General features: G+C 53.6%; 22 protein-coding genes. 11 read left to right on the top strand and 11 right to left on the bottom strand.

Annotated elements, in window-relative coordinates; genetic code table 11:
* Positions 1-26 precede the first annotated feature (26 nt).
* On the top strand, positions 27-698 hold the full coding sequence (locus tag NUS69_RS11150; RefSeq protein WP_258083787.1) for a TIGR00266 family protein: 672 nt from the start codon (positions 27-29) through the stop codon (positions 696-698).
* 18 nt (positions 699-716) lie between these two features.
* Here NUS69_RS11150 and NUS69_RS11145 read toward each other — a convergent pair whose 3' ends face one another.
* Together NUS69_RS11145 and NUS69_RS11140 are read right to left on the bottom strand one after the other, a co-directional pair.
* Positions 717-1,397 (bottom strand): fibrillarin-like rRNA/tRNA 2'-O-methyltransferase, encoded by a 681-nt coding sequence (locus NUS69_RS11145; protein WP_258083786.1) that lies wholly within the window; start codon positions 1,395-1,397, stop codon positions 717-719.
* A 5-nt stretch (positions 1,398-1,402) separates the two neighbouring features.
* Positions 1,403-2,674 carry a C/D box methylation guide ribonucleoprotein complex aNOP56 subunit gene (locus NUS69_RS11140; protein WP_258085126.1) on the bottom strand — a complete coding sequence of 424 codons (1,272 nt, stop codon included), beginning with the start codon at positions 2,672-2,674 and terminating at the stop codon, positions 1,403-1,405.
* A gap of 337 nt (positions 2,675-3,011) precedes the next feature.
* Here NUS69_RS11140 and NUS69_RS11135 point away from each other — a divergent pair, with 337 nt between their 5' ends.
* Both NUS69_RS11135 and NUS69_RS11130 read left to right on the top strand, forming a co-directional pair.
* Positions 3,012-4,178, top strand: coding sequence for a C39 family peptidase (locus NUS69_RS11135; protein WP_258083785.1), 1,167 nt, complete (start codon positions 3,012-3,014; stop codon positions 4,176-4,178).
* 11 nt (positions 4,179-4,189) lie between these two features.
* Positions 4,190-5,059, top strand: a complete 870-nt coding sequence (locus NUS69_RS11130) for a hypothetical protein (RefSeq protein ID WP_258083784.1) — start codon at positions 4,190-4,192, stop codon at positions 5,057-5,059.
* Between the two features lie 55 nt (positions 5,060-5,114).
* On the opposite strand, the gene NUS69_RS11125 is transcribed toward NUS69_RS11130, so the two are convergent.
* Positions 5,115-6,083, bottom strand: a complete 969-nt coding sequence (locus NUS69_RS11125; protein ID WP_258083783.1) for a ribose 1,5-bisphosphate isomerase — start codon at positions 6,081-6,083, stop codon at positions 5,115-5,117.
* Between the two features lie 240 nt (positions 6,084-6,323).
* Here NUS69_RS11125 and NUS69_RS11120 point away from each other — a divergent pair, with 240 nt between their 5' ends.
* Both NUS69_RS11120 and NUS69_RS11115 read left to right on the top strand, forming a co-directional pair.
* The gene (locus tag NUS69_RS11120) at positions 6,324-7,580 is read left to right on the top strand and encodes an aminotransferase-like domain-containing protein (RefSeq protein WP_258083782.1); all 1,257 of its coding nucleotides are present in this window, start codon (positions 6,324-6,326) and stop codon (positions 7,578-7,580) included.
* A gap of 67 nt (positions 7,581-7,647) precedes the next feature.
* Positions 7,648-8,493 (top strand): gamma-glutamyl-gamma-aminobutyrate hydrolase family protein, encoded by an 846-nt coding sequence (locus NUS69_RS11115; RefSeq protein ID WP_258085125.1) that lies wholly within the window; start codon positions 7,648-7,650, stop codon positions 8,491-8,493.
* Here the strand turns inward: NUS69_RS11115 and NUS69_RS11110 are convergent.
* A complete protein-coding gene (locus NUS69_RS11110) occupies positions 8,420-9,262 on the bottom strand; it encodes an SPL family radical SAM protein (RefSeq protein WP_258083781.1) in 843 nt (280 codons plus the stop codon). The genes NUS69_RS11115 and NUS69_RS11110 overlap by 74 nt on opposite strands.
* A 58-nt stretch (positions 9,263-9,320) precedes the next feature.
* On the opposite strand from NUS69_RS11110, the gene NUS69_RS11105 reads away from it, so the two are divergent.
* From NUS69_RS11105 to NUS69_RS11095, 3 genes are all read left to right on the top strand, one after another.
* Positions 9,321-9,743, top strand: a complete 423-nt coding sequence (locus tag NUS69_RS11105) for an OsmC family protein (RefSeq protein WP_258083780.1) — start codon at positions 9,321-9,323, stop codon at positions 9,741-9,743.
* A 40-nt stretch (positions 9,744-9,783) separates the two neighbouring features.
* A complete protein-coding gene (snatA, locus tag NUS69_RS11100) occupies positions 9,784-10,425 on the top strand; it encodes a neutral amino acid NAAT transporter SnatA (protein ID WP_258083779.1) in 642 nt (213 codons plus the stop codon).
* A gap of 110 nt (positions 10,426-10,535) precedes the next feature.
* Positions 10,536-10,817: a family 4A encapsulin nanocompartment shell protein gene (locus NUS69_RS11095; protein ID WP_258085124.1), complete on the top strand. Its 282-nt coding sequence runs from the start codon at positions 10,536-10,538 to the stop codon at positions 10,815-10,817.
* Here the strand turns inward: NUS69_RS11095 and NUS69_RS11090 are convergent.
* The 6 genes from NUS69_RS11090 to NUS69_RS11065 all read right to left on the bottom strand — a co-directional run bounded on the left by NUS69_RS11090 (position 10,801) and on the right by NUS69_RS11065 (position 14,288).
* Positions 10,801-11,727, bottom strand: coding sequence for a triphosphoribosyl-dephospho-CoA synthase (locus NUS69_RS11090; RefSeq protein ID WP_258083778.1), 927 nt, complete (start codon positions 11,725-11,727; stop codon positions 10,801-10,803). The genes NUS69_RS11095 and NUS69_RS11090 overlap by 17 nt on opposite strands.
* On the bottom strand, positions 11,728-11,955 hold the full coding sequence (locus NUS69_RS11085; protein WP_258083777.1) for a hypothetical protein: 228 nt from the start codon (positions 11,953-11,955) through the stop codon (positions 11,728-11,730).
* A 1-nt stretch (position 11,956) separates the two neighbouring features.
* Positions 11,957-12,388 (bottom strand): PspC domain-containing protein, encoded by a 432-nt coding sequence (locus NUS69_RS11080; RefSeq protein WP_258085123.1) that lies wholly within the window; start codon positions 12,386-12,388, stop codon positions 11,957-11,959.
* Positions 12,389-12,427: 39 nt separating this feature from the next.
* Positions 12,428-13,159, bottom strand: a complete 732-nt coding sequence (locus tag NUS69_RS11075; RefSeq protein ID WP_258083776.1) for a cell wall-active antibiotics response protein — start codon at positions 13,157-13,159, stop codon at positions 12,428-12,430.
* Positions 13,160-13,262: 103 nt separating this feature from the next.
* Positions 13,263-13,763, bottom strand: a complete 501-nt coding sequence (gene pfpI, locus NUS69_RS11070; RefSeq protein ID WP_258083775.1) for a deglycase PfpI — start codon at positions 13,761-13,763, stop codon at positions 13,263-13,265.
* 72 nt (positions 13,764-13,835) lie between these two features.
* Positions 13,836-14,288 carry an Lrp/AsnC family transcriptional regulator gene (locus NUS69_RS11065; protein WP_258085122.1) on the bottom strand — a complete coding sequence of 151 codons (453 nt, stop codon included), beginning with the start codon at positions 14,286-14,288 and terminating at the stop codon, positions 13,836-13,838.
* Between the two features lie 118 nt (positions 14,289-14,406).
* Here NUS69_RS11065 and NUS69_RS11060 point away from each other — a divergent pair, with 118 nt between their 5' ends.
* The 3 genes from NUS69_RS11060 (at position 14,407) to NUS69_RS11050 (ending at position 16,534) form a co-directional block, all read left to right on the top strand.
* Positions 14,407-15,573 carry an OBG GTPase family GTP-binding protein gene (locus NUS69_RS11060; RefSeq protein ID WP_258083774.1) on the top strand — a complete coding sequence of 389 codons (1,167 nt, stop codon included), beginning with the start codon at positions 14,407-14,409 and terminating at the stop codon, positions 15,571-15,573.
* Between the two features lie 269 nt (positions 15,574-15,842).
* The gene (locus tag NUS69_RS11055) at positions 15,843-16,085 is read left to right on the top strand and encodes a UPF0175 family protein (RefSeq protein ID WP_258083773.1); all 243 of its coding nucleotides are present in this window, start codon (positions 15,843-15,845) and stop codon (positions 16,083-16,085) included.
* Entirely contained in the window at positions 16,082-16,534 is a 453-nt protein-coding gene (locus tag NUS69_RS11050; protein ID WP_258083772.1) for a DUF3368 domain-containing protein, read from the top strand. Before NUS69_RS11055 ends, NUS69_RS11050 begins: the two co-directional genes overlap by 4 nt.
* Before the next feature lie 123 nt (positions 16,535-16,657).
* Here the strand turns inward: NUS69_RS11050 and NUS69_RS11045 are convergent, their stop codons facing one another.
* Positions 16,658-17,143: a hypothetical protein gene (locus NUS69_RS11045; protein WP_258083771.1), complete on the bottom strand. Its 486-nt coding sequence runs from the start codon at positions 17,141-17,143 to the stop codon at positions 16,658-16,660.
* Between the last annotated feature and the right edge of the window lie 9 nt (positions 17,144-17,152).

The raw sequence follows: 17,152 nt of genomic DNA, 5'->3' as shown, positions 1-17,152 counted from the left end.
GCAACACTTTACCTGGGTGAATCGGAATGAAGTACGAGATAAGGCACAGGCCGAGCTTCTCCCTGCTTGAGGTGGAGCTTGAGAGGGGTGAGGCCATACAGGCGGAGTCCGGGGCCATGGTCCACATGAGCCCCACGATAAAGCTCGAAACCAGGGCAAAGGGGGGCGTTTTTGGGGCCTTAAAGCGTTCGGTACTCGGTGGAGAGAGCTTCTTCATAAACACCTTTAGGGCTGAAGATGGTCCCGGAACCGTTGGGCTGGCGCCCGCGTATCCCGGTGACATCGAGGTCTTTGAACTGGACGGGACACTCTACGCCCAGAGCGGTGCTTTCCTGGCCAGCTCGGAGGGGATAAGTATCGACACCAAGTGGGGCGGTGCGAAGACCTTCTTTGGACGGGAGGGTCTGTTCCTCCTCAAGATGACTGGAAGGGGGCTCGTGTTCCTCTCCAGCTTTGGGGCAATATACAAGAAGGAGCTCCACAACGAGCGCTTCGTGATAGACACCGGGCACATGGTGGCCTTCAGCGAGGGGCTGGACTTTAGCATAAAGCGGGTCGGAGGGCTCAAGAGCACTCTCTTCAGCGGTGAGGGACTAGTTGCCGAGTTCTACGGAACGGGGACACTCTATATCCAGACGCGCAGTGTGGACAGCTTTATAAGTTGGATGGTGCCGCACCTGCCGACAAAAAGGGAATGAAAAACAAAGGTTCTTTTTTCACTTCTTTTTAACCACGAACAGCGCGTGGTCCTTCTCGTAGGGCTCCAAGCTAAGGCGTTCGACGACCTCAAAGTAGCTTGCGAGCTCCTTCTCGACCTCCTTGAAGACCTGCTCCGGCTCCTTGGTGACGTCGATGCTCCTGCTCTTGACGCTTATCATGCCGTAGCCGCCGCTCTTGAGGTAAACCTTGGCGTTGTCTATGAGTATCTTCGCCTGAGTCGGTTGGGCCACATCCTCGAAGATAACGTCAACCTTAGGGACAAGCGCGCGGTAGCCTTCAGGCTTTGTTGCATCGCCGAGTATCGGCACGATGTTCCTGCGCTCGTCAACAAGCGGGACGAGCTCCCTCAGAACCCTCGGGGAGAACTCGACGCCGAAGACCTTCCCCTCCCAGCCGACGATGTCGCTGACGTGGGAAGCGGTCGTTCCGCTCGCGACTCCGAGGTAGAGAACCTTTGAGCCGGGCTTTATCGGGAAGTTCTTGAGACCTTTGAGTATTGCCGCGGCGAGCTTTGAGCGCCTCGGGTTCCAGACCCTGTATTCCTCACCCTCAAACTTGATCAGCCTCTCGCCGTAGACCTTCTGGCCCGGAACGAGGTTCTTAGTGGCTATCTTCTCGCTACCGTCCTCATCAACGAAGACGTAAACGCCCGGGAACTTGCCCTTCTTAATCCTCATCTACCTCACCTCTTGCCCTTCTTCTTTTTCTTTCCGCCCTTCTCGCCCTTTTTACCCTTTCCTGCCTTCTCCTTCTTCTTTCCGCCGAAGCCCTTGCCCCGCTTTTCTTTCCCCTTGAACTTCTTCTTTTTCTTCTTCTCGGGCTTGGCCTTCCTCTTGGGCGGGTTCGGATACTTCTGCTTTATCTCCTGGATGCGCTGCTCTATCTCCTGCTTCAGCTCCTCAGCTATGTACTCGCCGGAGAAGTAGTCAACACGCGCCGCTATGGCGAGCTTTCCGGCCAAGGCTCTCGCTATCTTACCCCTCTGCCACCACGGTGAGCGGTTTATTGCCGGATACTGGAAGATGACGCCGTGCTTTGGAGGTTTAGCACCACTCCTCAGGTGCCTGAAGAGAGCCTTCTCGGCACCGAGGACCTGTATTGTCGATGCAGGCATCATGGCGAGCTCTTTGAGCCCACCGGCGAGGCTGAGCAGCCTGGCGCCGAGCTTGGCACCGACAAGAGCTTTCAGGTTCGGGGCAACCTCGTCCATTGCCATCTCAAGGTAGTCCTCTATCTGCTCCCTGAGCTTGTAGAGGTCGCTTATCTCGCTCGCGAGCTTCATGATAATGTCCGCGTCGAACTTTCCGAGCGGAGCACCCATGGACTTTTCAGCGGCCTTCAGAATCTTTTCAACCTTGCCCTCGGGAAGGCCAAGGCCCCTGAGCTTCTCCTCGCTCACGTTCTCCCTCGGGCCGACTGCTTTGACGAAGGCAACGTACTGCTGGTGCTTGGGCAGTATCTCGTCAAGCTCCGGGAAGTGCAGGCTGTACCACTCCCTCAGGCGGGAAACGAGCAGGTTGATAACCTTGTCGATGTCGTCGAGTGACTCGATGGCCTGGATTATCATCTTATCGCGCGCGCCGCTCTGCTCCTGTATGCGGAGCCTGGTCAGTGCAACGCCGACGCTGAAGTACTCGTCGAACCACTTCTCCCCCAAAAACTCTTCCGGACTGGAGCGGAGCTTCTCTCCTGCTATGTTGGGGAACTCCGCTGTGGCGTTGTAGCCAAGCTCCTTGAGCTTTCTCCCCAGCTCTGAGTCCTCCACCACGAACTCGTCGTAGCCCCTCTCCCTAAGCTCATCGAGGAAAGAAATCAGCTCGTCGCTTGGCTCGCCCTTTAAAAGCCTGTCAAGGCTCGCTTCCGGCCTTCCGGAGAAGACCCTCTGATCAATGAGATTACCGCTCTCGTCAAAGGCGTAAATGCCCCTGACGTTCTCCGCTATGTAAGCTTTCATCATCATCACCCTCTCAGTTTTTGTCTCCGGAGTATAAAAGGGTTAGGCGTTTTAAACCCTTGCGTGTATCCGTTCGGTATTAACTCTTATTATGCCAGCGGTAAATAAACCAGAGTGGTCTGAGTTTAAGAACCACTGATTGGCATCACATTGGTGCAATGGCCAAGGATTCGTTAGGATATAACTTAGTTTTACCCAAAGTTTCACTTTTAGCGATAGAAAAAGTTAAATAGATCAGTGGCATATCTTGTAATGCAATTTTCCTTGGAGGTGCAGGTTATGAACTGGAAGACCCCAGCAGTGTTACTCATCGGACTTTTCTTGTTGGGGGGGGGTCGTGACGGCAGCACCAGTTGACAAGCCAGAAGCAGTACCTCTAGCGACAGTCAAAGCACTGGCAGTCAGGGAACTTCACAAGTTCCCGGAATTCAACGGGGCAGTCCCAACCAACCCAACCCCCCTCTACTTCCCCGACGGCAGGTTGGCGGCCTACGAATTCAGAATGGTCAAGAATGGAAAAACCATAGGCTACATCATAGTATCAGCCAACAGGAACCTGCCACCGGCAATCCTAGAGGCGGGATTTGGCAAGAAGACTCCGAGCGACATGATGAAAGAACTCGCCGCGAGGAAAGGAGTGAAAACCTACCGCTTTGCATACTTCAGCGGATTGAACTACGGCATCTTAGCCGGAGCCAAAGTTGTGGACATGAAAGGTAGGGAATACAGAAAACCAGAAAAATATATCTTGCAGACTGGAGCATATGCAGGTTCTTGGGATACTGCTACACAGTACACGACCCAAGCTGCTACTTTAATAGACCAGAAAGTATTATGGGACGTACCCAGATGGACAGAAAGTGACCCCGGAGGAGCCAGTGATTCGCTACCGCCAGGAGCCAACAGCATCGGCCAAATATCAACACTTGCGAACTCATATGATTACATAGGCCCAAATGCAGATCCGTGGGATGACTGGGATGGATGTGCTCCAATAGCAGCCTCAATGATAATTGGCTACTACGAAATTCAATATCGTGACAGCTGGTACAAGGAAGCTGTAATAGACATACTACATGAAACCATGCTGACAGATGATGGTGGATGGACTTCAACCTCAAATATCGGCCGAGGCATAGAGAATTTCTATAACCGAGCAATGTATCTCCATTCTGAAGGTGTTCTATATTATGCCCCACACTATACATACACCACTAGCACAGTTGACAATCCAAGTAATTCATTGTTGTTTACCTACGTTATGCTGGAAATAGGGACCAACAGACCCCTGATTTTAACAGCTAGTAAAGCTAGTGGAGAAAACTTCGGATGGTCTGGAGCGTTTCATACAACTACCGTTGCAGGATATAGTTCATATAGCGATGGAACAAAGTATCTGTACATTCACACTACATATTCAGATCCATACACAGCTTGGATCCTATTAGATAGTATAAGCAGTAGTCGGACGTTGACTCTAGTAAATCCTGTAAAGGTCAGTTGAGGTGAAGGACAGTGAAAATAAAACCATTAGTCTTCTTTTTTATGATGCTTTTAATTTTTACAGGAATACTCTTTTTGAAAACTGTTCCAAAGGGGACTAACATAAATTTTCTGGATGAAGATAATCTCCAATTGAACTGCAGTTTGAAAACAGAACCACCATTTACTCCAATAAACGCGTGGGTGGGCTGGTCCATTGGACAGTTAAAAAATGGAACAGTCTTGAAGTTTGCGGATCTTCCAGACTATGTGCCCAATGTGTCACTAGGTTCCGAAAAAAGCACAGGTATATTGTATGGGGATGACTGGATTGGGGAAATGGGCATTCGCCCAAAGTGCATCATTGCGGGCAGTTCAACATTCTTTCAAAATAATGGAACAGCGATAGGCACGTATTATCCATATCCCATGCCTTCAGGGGCGCCCTGCAAAGATGTAAAGAGGACAAATGTGTTGCTACCCGCAGGGGACGTTTACTTCGCCCACTACGTTATCCCAACAGCAAATAGTACTTGGGAAATACGGGAAAACATACCAAACGGCAACTGGACGGATTTCTTGAAATCCGGTGGAATACGAGGAATCCGAAAATCCCGGATTGCAGGAGGGTGTACCTGTCCAATTGACGTGGTAATGAGACAATTAGACAGGGATATAAAAGCAAAGGGCTTTAGGGAAGTTCCCCTCTGGAGGATACCAAAGGAGAACGACTGTTTTAAGCCGCTCAGCGTTAAACTCTACCGCAGAGACGACCAATACCTCTACGTGGAATTTGCCCAAGTGAAGGGTATGGATCTCGTCAGAGTCCTCATGATAATGGGTGACGAGGAAGTCGTAAAGGCATACACCGAGGCGTTCACCGCGGGAAGCGTCGAAAGCTAAAGCCTTTCACTTTTCATATTTTCATGGCATGAAAATACAGAAACAGGGAAAGCCCTCAGTCCTCCCAGGGCTCGGTGTACTTGAGGGCCCAGCCGAACTCCTCCTTGAGGATGTCTATTGCCGCGCTCGGCGGGATTATTCCACGCTCGGTTATGATGACGTCGATGTACTCTGGAGGAGTAACGTCGAACGCTGGATTCCAGACCTCGATGTTCTTCGGCCAGGTTTCAAGCTCCTCCTTCGGGATGACCTCGTAGGGATCGCGCATCTCTATCTCGACCAGCTGACCGAGCATCGTCTCAGGGTGGAACTTGTAGGTTTCTGCTGCAATCATGGTCCATATCCTGTGCTCCTTGGCGGTGAGGGCTATCAAAGCGGTTCCAATCTTGTTTATGACCGCCCCGTTGACCGTTATGCTGTCAGCTCCCATAACCACCTTATCGGTCATCTTCATGTAGTGCCTCGCGGCGCTATCAACGACATAGATTACCGGAATGCCGTAGCTGGCCAGCTCCTTGGCGGTGAGCTTGCCCTGCCATTTGGGCCTTGTCTCGGTGACTATGACCTTTATGTCCTTACCCTGCTCGAATGCGGTTTTCATGACGCTTATGGCAGCCTTGCTGTGGCAGTGGGTCATTATGACGTCGCCGTCCTCTATGCGCTTCGCCCCCATCTCGCCTATCCTCTCGATGGCCTTCTCGGAGTTGTGGATGAACTCCTTGGCCGCGTTTATGATTATGAACTTCAGCTGGTCGAGGTCGGCACCGTCGGCGTAGGCAACTTTCCCGCGGTGCATGACGTAGCGGAGCGCATTCGGGAGGGAAACCGCAGTCGGCCTGGTCTCGTAGAGTATCTTTGCGGCCTGCTTCATCTCCTTCCAGAACTCGTCAACGTCCGCCGCTCTGCTCTTCTCGGCCTGTATCTGGAGTGCATAGGCCGCTGACCTGGCAATTTTGCCAGCTCCCCTTATTCTCATGTCCCTAATCTCCTCCGCAATTTCAAGCACTTCCTTCACTACCGGCATCTCCGTTCACCTCCCTCTGGTAACCCCCATTTATGGTGTGAGGGTTTATAGAACTTTTCGTGTTCACCAGTGCCCCCTGCTGTTCGTTGATGTTCATAAAAATGCGCTCCAATCATGCTTTACAAACGTAAACGGCACTAACGACCATTGCAGAAAGATTTATAACCAATCGCCGCTACCTTTAACATGTATATACATGGGGACGTGTTCAAAAGTGTGCATTAAATGGGGGGAACGGAAGTGGAGGAAAAGCTTATGCGCAAGCTGAGTTCTGGCTCACTGGATTTTGAGGCGTACTTCTCGGACAAGGCCCAGGGCATGAAAGCCTCTGAGATTAGGGAGCTCCTCAAGCTCGTCGAGGCAGGCGACGTTATAAGTCTCGCCGGAGGTCTTCCCGCTCCCGAGACGTTTCCCGTCGAGATCATCAAGGAGATAACCGCGGAGGTTATAACCCACCATGCGGATAAGGCTCTCCAGTACGGGACCACCAAAGGATTCACCCCGCTTCGCCTCGCGCTGGCGGACTGGATGGAGAAGCGCTACGGCATCCCGACCAGCAAGGTCGAGATAATGATGGTCGCGGGAAGCCAGCAGGCCCTCGACCTCATCGGCAGGGTCTTCATAAACCTAGGGGACATCGTTGTCGTTGAAGGACCGACGTACCTAGCCGCTTTAAACGCCTTCAAGTACTACGACCCCAAGTTCATAAGCATACCCATGGACGACGAAGGAATGAGGGTAGACCTCCTTGAGGAGAAGCTGGAGGAGCTGAGGAGGCAGGGGAAGAAAGTCAAGTTCGTCTACACCGTCTCCACCTTCCAGAATCCAGCGGGAGTCACGATGAGCCTTGAAAGGAGAAAGAAGCTTATAGAGCTCGCCAGGGAGTACGACTTCCTCATCGTCGAGGACAGCCCTTACAGCGAGCTCCGCTACTCCGGCGAGCCCATACCGCCGATCAAGCACTTCGATGACGAGGGGAGGGTCCTGTACCTCGGGACTTTCTCAAAGATATTCGCCCCGGGGTTCAGGCTGGGGTGGATAGCGGCACACCCGCACTTCATCAGGAAGATAGAGATAGCCAAGCAGGCCGTTGACCTCTGTGCGAACCCCTTCGGGCAGGTTATCGCCTGGAAGTACGTCGCCGACGGCCACCTGGACGAGCACATTCCAAGGGTCATAGAGTTCTACAAGCCGAGGAGAGACGCGATGCTTGAGGCCCTAGAGGAGTACATGCCGGAGGGCGTTAAATGGACGAAGCCCGACGGAGGAATGTTCATCTGGGTCACCCTGCCGGAGGGTATAGACACCAAGCTCATGGCTGAGAAGGCCATAAGGAAGGGTGTCGCCTACGTTCCGGGTGAGGCGTTCTTCGCCTACCGCGACGTCAAGAACACAATGCGCCTCAACTTTACCTATGTGCCGGAGGAAACGATACGCGAGGGAGTCAAGAGGCTGGCAGAGGTCATAAAGGAAGAGATGAATGCCCTTAAGGGCTGATACCCCTTCTTTTCTTCTCGCAAAGCTTTTTATTCTGGTACGAACACACACCCAAGTGGTGGTACTCATGAAGCCATTGATAGGTATAATCGGGCAGACCGATCTCTCCAAGAACAGGCTTTTTCTGGATCGGAGACATATTGAAAGGATAGCCGAAGCCGGGGGCGTTCCGGCGGTTTTTAACATCGACTGCTCGCCCGATGAGATTCTTGAGCACGTGGATGGAATACTCCTCATAGAGGGGCCGGACGTTCACCCCTACTTCTACGGTGAAGACCCCTCAAGTGCCATAAAATACGTCGATGTTGAGAGGGACGAGTTCGAGATATGCCTTGTCAAGAAGGCCGTCGAGAGGGGAGTTCCCATACTGGGAATCTCCCGCGGAATGCACGTGATAAACGTTGCCCTCGGGGGAACTCTCTATCAGGACTTAACCGACATTCCCAAGGCCATAAAGCACGACTGGGACGTAAACCTGATAGGGCCGGGCCAGAGGGTTCACGGCGTCAGGATAAAGACCAACTCAAGGCTCTACGAAATACTCAAGGACGGGCTTGACATTGAAGGTACGAACGAGGTGTATCTGCGGGTCAACAGCTTCCACCACCAGGCAGTGAAGAGGGTCGGGGAAGGGATAAAACCCGTCGCTTACGCAGTGGACGGGCTTATCGAAGCCATTGAGGGAGCTGAAGGGTTCATAATCGGTCTCCAGTGGCAGCCGGAATACCTACCGGAGATGGTGAGGGTCTTTGAAGCGTTCGTGCGCGCCGCCGCCGAGTACCGCCTCAAAAAGCTTGAACTGGAAAAGATCGAGATAGAGGCCGAGCTCAGGGAGGAGCTCACAAAGGGACAAGATGGGAGCCATCACAGCTCGGAAACGAACGGTAGCCTTCCCGACACGAACCAAACGTGATCCCCCTTTCCAGAATCTTCCTCTCAGCCTCACGCAGAATCTCAAGCCTCAGCTCGCGGGGCAGGTAGTAATAGCCGCCTATCCTCTCACCCCTTTCGTATAGCGGCCACAGCCTCTCCATCAGCTCCGGGAACTTGGCGGACATGCGCCTCTTCGAATCCGGCCGGAGCTTGAGGGTTGAAACGGTTATGTGGTCGACAAAATCCAGCGCGTCGAGCGTCTCATCGAAGTCCTCCCACGTGTAGAACGGGATTATCGGGTCTATGCGGGCATAAACTGGGATGCCTGCTTCTTTAGCCTTCTCCAGGGCTCTGATCCTTGCCTTCGGTGATGGGGCATTTGGCTCCAGCAGCTTTGCCTTCCGTCTATCCACCGTGGTCACCGTTATTCCGACGGCGCACTTAAGCTCGCCCAGGATATCCAGGTCGCGCTCAAATACCTCCGACTTCGTGAGGAGCAGGCATCGGACACCGTAGCGTTTGAAGAGTTTGAGAACCTTCCGCGTTATGCCCAGCTCCCGCTCCACCGTTGGATAGGGGTCCGAGGAATAGGAAAGCGCTATTATGTAGCGCCTGTCGAGGCGCCTCAGCTCCCGCTCCAGCATCGGCAGGAGACCTTCCTTGACCCTCACCCGAAAGGCGTTGGGGATGTAGCTCGTTATGTAGCAGTAAACGCACGCGTGGTCGCAGCCGGTGTAGACGTTCAGCGTGTACTTAAAGGGGCATGTGCAGAGCTTCGCCTTCCAGGGGTCAAATGGCCGGATGTACATGTTTTACCCTACGAAAACCCCTTAAAAGGAATTGCGTCTTATCGAATGGGTGGAGCAAGTGGGGGACGAAATAAAGGGAAAGCTGAGGTGGACGGAAGGAACCCAGTTCATTGGAAGGATAGAAGGTGAGAGTTGCGCGGTGGTTCTCGGGGAGGGAGGAATAAGCCCGATGAAGCTCCTTCTTCTCAGCGTTGCCGGGTGCACGGCCTATGATGTCGTCATGATACTCCAGAAGATGCGCGAGCCGATTAGAGGCCTGGAGGTCGAGATAAGCGGCGAGAGGCGCGAGGAGCACCCCCGCATATATCAAAGGGTTCACATCCACTACAAAATCTACGGCGACGTGAGCAAGGAGAAGGCGAAGCGCGCCATAGAGCTGAGCCAGGACAAGTACTGCTCTGCCAGTGCGCACGTGAAGCTCAGCGGTGCCGAGCTCACGTACTCCTTCGAGATAATCCCCGATGAAAGCAGGAGGGATTAACTTTTTAACCCCATCTTTTCCTGCCGGTGCGGGTGGTCGCGTGATAGAGTATCTCAAGTACTTCGTGATACTCTACGGCGGACTGTTTGCAATAACGAACCCGGTCGGAGCAGTTCCCGTGTTTCTGAGTGTTACCCACGACCTGAGCTGGAAAGAGAGGCGCGAAATAGCGACAAAGACCGCACTGACGGTAGTGGTGACCCTCGTGGTCTTCGCCCTCATTGGGGAGTGGATATTCAGGTTCTTCGGTTCGAGTGTTGACGCCTTCGCGATAGCCGGTGGCATTCTGCTTTTCAAGATGGCAATGGACATGCTCTCCGGAAGGCTCTCCACCGTGAAGATAAGCAAGGAGGAAACCGAAGAGTTCAGCGAGGACGTCGTCACCCTGGAGGAGGTCGCCATAATACCCCTCGCGATACCCCTTATCTCAGGCCCGGGAGCGATAACGACGGTCATGCTCTACATGGCCAAGAGCCGCGAGGTTTCCGAGAAGGCGACCGTCATAGCGAGCATCGTCGCGATAGGCCTCACTGTCTGGCTGATCCTCTGCTCCTCGAACAGGATACAGAAAAGGCTCGGAAGGGTGGGCATCAAAGTGCTGACGAGGATGATGGGTCTGATACTGACCTCCATGGCCGTGCAGATGATAATTAACGGGATCAAGGGGGCGTTTGGGCTCTGACATTTCTCTCTTGAAAGCCTCGCCCTTTAGGGCGGGGAGGAGGTCAGCGTCTATTTGGGACCATAATCATCCTTTTAAACTCCCCTGCCTATTTTTTGATGGTGTCGAAAATGCGCGGCGACCTGATAAGGGTTCTCAGCTCTGTTGAGGAGAAGGCCAACGAGCTGAAGCTCGACGGCTACGAGCCGGACGTGGTCCTGCTCGGAAAGAAGGCCTACGAGTTCATAAGGGAGCAGCTCAACGAGGAGTTTGGGGATGAAGAGGAGGTTTTTGAGCTCTCCGGGTTCAAGATACGTGTGGTCGAAGAGCTGGAAGGCGATGCAGTTGTCGCAGACAGCAAAGCCCTCGGGCTCGGCCCCGGCGGCGCGAAGAGGTTTAAGGTCGTCCTATAACTCCCCATACCTTTCCGTTTCTGATTTCCATTCTGAGTCCCCGCAGGGCGAGCAGGCTCAGCGAGACGGCCATTATATCGGCGAGACTGCCGGGGTTCCTTAAATCGCCCTCCTCTCGCATGAAGGCGTCGAACTCCTGCAGGGAGAGCTTTCCGTTGAGAACCTCCCTGGCTTTTCTCCTCACGAGGTCGGCCTCCCTCCTTCCAGCCTTCCTCACTATGAGCGTGTCCTCCTTCTCAGTCAGGAGCTCAAGGAATGCCCCCACAACCGCGTCCTCAAGCGGCATCTCCTTTATCAGATCGTAGAGCCTGCCAAATGTGGAATAGCTCAGGTCGTAGCCGTTGAGCCACTCACAGAAGATGAGCTCCCTTTCACAGCTCATCTCCGCCAGCCGGGCAAGGTTTATACCGTCCCGGAAGAGCTCCCTGAAGGACTCGTCACTGTAAACGTCATACTTGACCCCGCTGGGGATTCCTTTGGGATTTGCTATCCTTATCGCCCTGTAGAACTCCATGCTGTCCCTGACCGTCGATTCTTCTATCAGGAGCCTCGCCTTCTCCCGAGCATCGAGCATGTTGCGGCCCATTGTCAGCCCCATTATGAGGGGCACTGAAAGGGCTATGACTCCAAAATTCGGGTTGGCGTCCTGAGCCTCACGCGAGGCCTGAACCGCGCGTTTTATCAGATCCCCGATGCCGGCCTCACTGAAGGATAGGATGCCTTTTCGCAGGAGTTCGGCCGTCTTCACGGCCTCGTAGTAGACCCCGATGACTGCCGTATCAGCGAACAGGAAGTTGTAGATGGTCAGATCCCCGAAGTCCCGGTAGCGGTTCACGTTGCCGGGCTTCGGAACCGTCGCCTCAAGGAGAGGACCTAAGGTGAAGGCTCGAATTATTCTCCACCTCTCCATTCACACCACCAGGTAGAGCAGCAGGTACAGGAGGTAGAGAATTAAAACAACCTTCTTCGCCGCTTTTCTGAGCATCAGGTAGAGCCCAAAGGCTATGAGCGTCACGCCCCAGAATGCGTCCTTTATGTAGGGCGCGTAAGGCCTGAGCCAGTCAAGGAAGGCCGGCTGAAACTCCCTGAGGAGTAAAAGAACGCCGAGGAAAACGAGTATCCAGCCGAGGGTTTTCATCTCACTCACCCCTCAAGAGGAGGATTATGCCGATTACCAGGAACACAACCGCGAGCAACGTCCTGAAATCAATTGCAGGCAGGAGGAACGGCATGAACGGTCCCGCCAGCAGTATTGCGCCCAGCAGTATCAGCAGGAGGGCTATTGCCCTGGAGTTTTCGTCGCCCGATATCACATCCTCCAGCCGTTCTTCCGTCTCCCCTATCAGTTCGTCGATTCTCTCGGAGAGGGATTTTTCCTCCTCTTTCTCCTCCTCTGGTATCACGAGAGCCGCAAGGAAGTAGAGCAACGTCATAGCCACAGGGTTGAACACCAGGAGAACCACGAATATCAGCCTTACGAGGGTGGGGTCAACGTTGAGATGCTCGGCTATCCCACCGAGGACGCCGAGGAGGATTCTATCCTCCTTTGATCTCGTCAGTTTCTTTGTCATCTTATTCACCACACAAGAAAAAGGAAGCCGGCTTAAAAATCATTGCCCTATGGAGACGTCGCCAACAACGTCGGAAATCTCGATGGTGATTTGTCTTCCCCCGCTGGAGTGAGCCTTCTCGACCCTTCCAAGAACGTCGTCGAGGGAAACGCTGACGGTGTAATCAGGGGGCACGTGTATTCTAACGTCGCCCACGACGTTGTTTATGGTAACGTCTCCCCCGGCATGAATCACAACGTCGCCAACCACGTCATCAATCCGGTACTCTGCCGGGGCGGCCCCCTTGAGGTCCCCGACGGTGTCCTCGATTAGGGCCTTCGTGACGTTTGTCCCTATGAAAACGTCTCCAACGGTATCCCGAATCCACACATCTCTCAGTCCCGTCCCCACCTCTATGACGACCTTTCCGTTCCTGTAGTCCCCGCAGAGGTTGTGGGTACTGATTCCAAATCCGCTTCTCTTCTCTTCAACGAGGCAGTAAACGGTCAGAACGTCGTTTTCAAGGCTAACGTTTACCGGCAGGTTGCTCTTAACAACCACTCCCTCAACTTCAGACGGAACCAGCTCAACGCTTCCTATCAGGTTTCTAACCACTATGGAGTCAGCGTGGAAGCGACCGATTTCCTTAACCGGGCCGGCGTCCTCCCTGAATGGTCCCCATCCGATGTGAATGTAGCCCCGAAACGCCAAAGCCGTCACGACTGTACCGATGACAAGAAGGGTCAGAACGGTACCGGCCAATATCCCCAAAAGGCCAGCTCCCCTCCTCATGAGTACCACCGATGAAAATTTCATCATGCACCGTATAAATGTTACGCCAAGCAAGAATTATGAAGAGAAATGATAGCCGGAGAGAATGGCCGTAAAGAAGAAATCATTTCAGAAGCTTCACGAACTCCCTCATCCAGGCGTAGAGGTCGCCGGGGTGCCTTGAGCTGACCCAGTTGCCGTCAACCACTACCTCCTCGTTTACCCATTCAGCGCCCGCATTTACCACGTCGTCCCTGATGGTTATCGTGCTCGTCCCCTTCCTGCCCTTCAGCACTCCGGCGGAGATGAGTATCTGCGGCCCGTGGCAGATGCTGGCGACGGGCTTTCCTGCCTCAAACATTTTTCTGGTTATCTCGACGGCTTTCTCGTTGAGCCTGACGATCTCCGGCGCCCTCCCGCCGGGCAGAACAATGGCATCAAACTCGTCCGGGTCAACCTCCTCGAAGGCCAGGTCGACGCTGACGGAATAGCCGTGCTTGCCCGTTATCTTGCCCCTCTCAAAACTCGCCACGTAGACCTCGTGGCCCTCCTCCTTTATTCTGTGGAGGGGATATATGAGCTCCAGGTCTTCAAAACCGTCCGCGCTCAGAAACAGCACCTTCATAAGCACACCTCCATGCTAACGTTCAGAGAGAAATAGAAATGGACGCTTATAAGGCTTTTTGGACATAAATGGTCAGAGGGGAAGTTCGGTAGTCTCCTTATGAACCTTGAGGACGACCATGGTGTGGGTGGCTTCAACACCCTCTATTTCACCTATCGTGTCAAGGAACTCGTTGAGCTCCTCGCTACCCCGGGTTCTTATTTTGACGAGCATGTCGTAGTCCCCGGTGGTCTCAAAAATCTCGACGATCTCCGGATACTTTTTGAGCTCACTTGCCACGTGGGAGTACTTCCCCGCTTTCGCTTTTATCAGTATGAACGACAGAATGCCGAAGCCGAGGGCGTTGGGGTCAAGTATTACGGTGAACTTTTTTATTATGCCCTTCTCTTTCAGCTTCTTAATCCTCTCGTAGACGGTCGATTCTGCGAGATTAACCTCTTTGGATATCTCCCTGAGGGGCGTTCTGCTGTTTCTCTGGAGTATAGAGAGGATCTTCCTGTCTATATCGTCCAAGCCGGTTCGCATGAGCATCACCGCAGGTAAAAAATTTTCGAAAGGTTTTATAAACCTGCCGATTTTGGGAAACCATACTTTTATAAAAAGGCCTCCGCTTCTTAATTCAGAACTTCTAGGAGGGTCAGCAATGCCAACGAACGTGACAGCGGAGTACCTTGCAGCGGAGGAGGAGTACAGGAACGCCAAGACTATTCCTGAGAAGATACGCGCCCTCGAAAAGATGTACGCCACGGTGCCAAAGCACAAGGGGACGGAGAAGCTCAGGCTCCAGATAAAGAGGAAGCTCGCCGAGCTGAGGAAGGAGCTTGAGAAGCAGAGGCAGATGCGCAAAGGCGGTGGCGGGCCCTCGATGGCAGTAAGGAAGGAAGGCGCGGCACAGATAGTCCTCACCGGCTTGCCCAACGTCGGCAAAAGCTCGCTCATGAAGGCTTTAACAAACGTGGACATAGACGTTGCGGACTACGCGTTCACGACCGTTGAACCGATTCCCGGGATGATGCACCACAAGGACGTCCAGATTCAGCTCGTCGAGGTTCCCGGCCTCGTCGAGGGCGCAGCCCTCGGAAAGGGCATGGGGCCGCAGCTCCTGAGCGTCATAAGGAACGCCGACGCGATAGCTATAGTCATAGATCTCTCCCAGGATCCGGTCAAGCAGATGGAAACCCTCCTCAAGGAGTTTGAAAGGGCCGGGATAAAGCTCAACAAGCGCCGCCCGAGGGTGGAGATCAAGAGGACGGCAATGGGCGGAATCGTCATCAACGGCCAGGAGAACATCAAGGGCGACATAAGCGAGGTCATGAAGATGCTCCGCGAGGAGAGGATTCACTCGGCCGAGATAACCGTCAAGGAGCCGGTAACATTGGAAGAGTTCGCGGATGCCCTCGACGAAAGCCTCGTCTGGAGGAGGGCGATAATCATAGCCAACAAGGGCGACGCCCCCGGGAGCAGGGAGAACTACGAGAAGCTCGTTGAAGCCTACGGCGACAGGTTCAAGATAATCCCCGTCTCGGCGAAGAGGAAGATTCAGCTGGACAAACTCAAGGACGAGCTGTACGAGCTGGCGGGGATTATTCGCGTCTTCACCAAGAGCCCTGGCGAGGAACCGGCCTACCCGCCGGTGCCGCTGAAGAAGGGCTCGACCGTCATGGATTTAGCGGAAAGGATACACAAGGACTTCGCCAAGAACTTCCGATATGCGCGCGTCTGGGGCAGGAGCGTCAAGTTCCCGGGCCAGCGCGTTGGGGCTGACCACGTTCTGGAGGACGGAGACATAGTGGAGATTCACGCGAGATGAGGGTTTCTTTTCTCCCCAGTTCCCAGAGAAAAGCCTACAAATAACGCTAAGAATACCAACAAAAAAGCTCAAAAGAGAAGCCCGAACGACAGAGGCCCCATGTAACATTGGGGGTCTGAACAGGGTTGTTCATCCGATAGTCCTTGCCTCAAATAAGGCCCAAATTCTGAAAGTAAACATTTCCGGGAGGGGCAACATGCCCAGAATCAGGGACAACAGGAAAGCGAAACCCCTAAATATCTCACCGCTAACATAACTCAGGTGAGGTTATGGAGAGCGTAACACCGGAGGCGTTCCGTGACTTCCTCGGCCCGAAGCCGGAGAGGGAACTGGTTCTCCTCGCCGCCATAGAGCTCTACCGAGAGGGGAAGCTGAGCCTCAGAAAGGCCGCCGAGTTCGCCGGCCTTAGCGTGAGGGAATTCCTCTACGAGCTGAGGAAACGGGACGTCCCGATAAACTACACGCTGGAGGAGGCAAGGAAGGACATAAAGTTCATTGAGGGTATGGAATGATCGTGGTCTCGAACACAAGTCCTCTCATAGGGCTGTCAAACATCGGGAAGCTCGAAATCCTCCGCGAACTTTTTGGAGAGGTCTTCGTGCCACCCGCAGTTGTCAGGGAGTTTGGGGAAACTCTTCCGGAGTGGGTTGTGGTTAAGCATCCTGGAGACAGGCCCCTTGTTACCGCCCTCTCAAAACTCCTCGGGGATGACGAGTCCGAGGCGATGGCACTTGCCCTTGAACTCGGCGCTGATTTTCTGATACTTGACGACCTAAAGGCGAGAAAGATTGCGAAGGAGCTTGGAATTAACGTGATTGGAACCGCAGGCATTTTGCTTCTCGCAAAGAAAAGGGGCGTTGTTGAAGAAGTAAAACCGCTCCTCCGTGAACTTGTGGAGAAAGGCTTCAGGATAGCGGATAGCGTTATCGAGGTCATACTCAGAGCGGCTGGAGAGAATTAGCCCCTTAAGCGAAACCCCTAAATACTCCCACGCCGTACTAAGCCGGGTGGTGTCCGTTGCAGGCCAACGTCAACCTCAACGCTCTTCTTGAGAAGATGAGGACAGAGCTCCCCCGTCTTTCGCCTACCTGCACCATGCCCCCTTGCACTTCCTCCCCTCCTTCCCAACGAGCTTCTCTAGGCTGAACTCCTTCCCGTCAAGGCTGTCCATGAGGAACTTTTCCCCGTTCTTCTCGAAAATCCAGAAGACCTTGTAGGCCTGAGCCTCCCTGATTATCTCTATCCTGGGGAGCCACCATGAGACAACCCTTGAGTTGCCCCAGGTTATCGCGCTCTCGAAGGCCTTCATCTTTGCCTCCTCATAGTCCACCAGCGGCTCCATGACGCTCCTCTCTTCCACGTCCCATTCGTAGAGGTCTATGAAGCCGTCGCCCCTCTCCGCCCCGAGGCGGTAAAGGTCAACGTAGGCGAAGTAATCAAACACCCGGTCGCTTCTTCCCAGTCGCTTGTAGAACAGCCTCAAATGGAATATGTGGTAGGGATACAGCACAAAGTCTGGATTTGAAATGCCCTCCGGTTTGAATATCGGCCTCATGACCATGACCCTCATAATCCACCC

This window comes from Thermococcus thermotolerans (genome assembly GCF_024707485.1).
GTDB classification, from domain to species: Archaea; Methanobacteriota_B; Thermococci; order Thermococcales; family Thermococcaceae; genus Thermococcus; species Thermococcus thermotolerans.
Note: the sequence above shows the minus strand (reverse complement) of the source record. Positions and strands in the feature narration are given on the sequence as shown.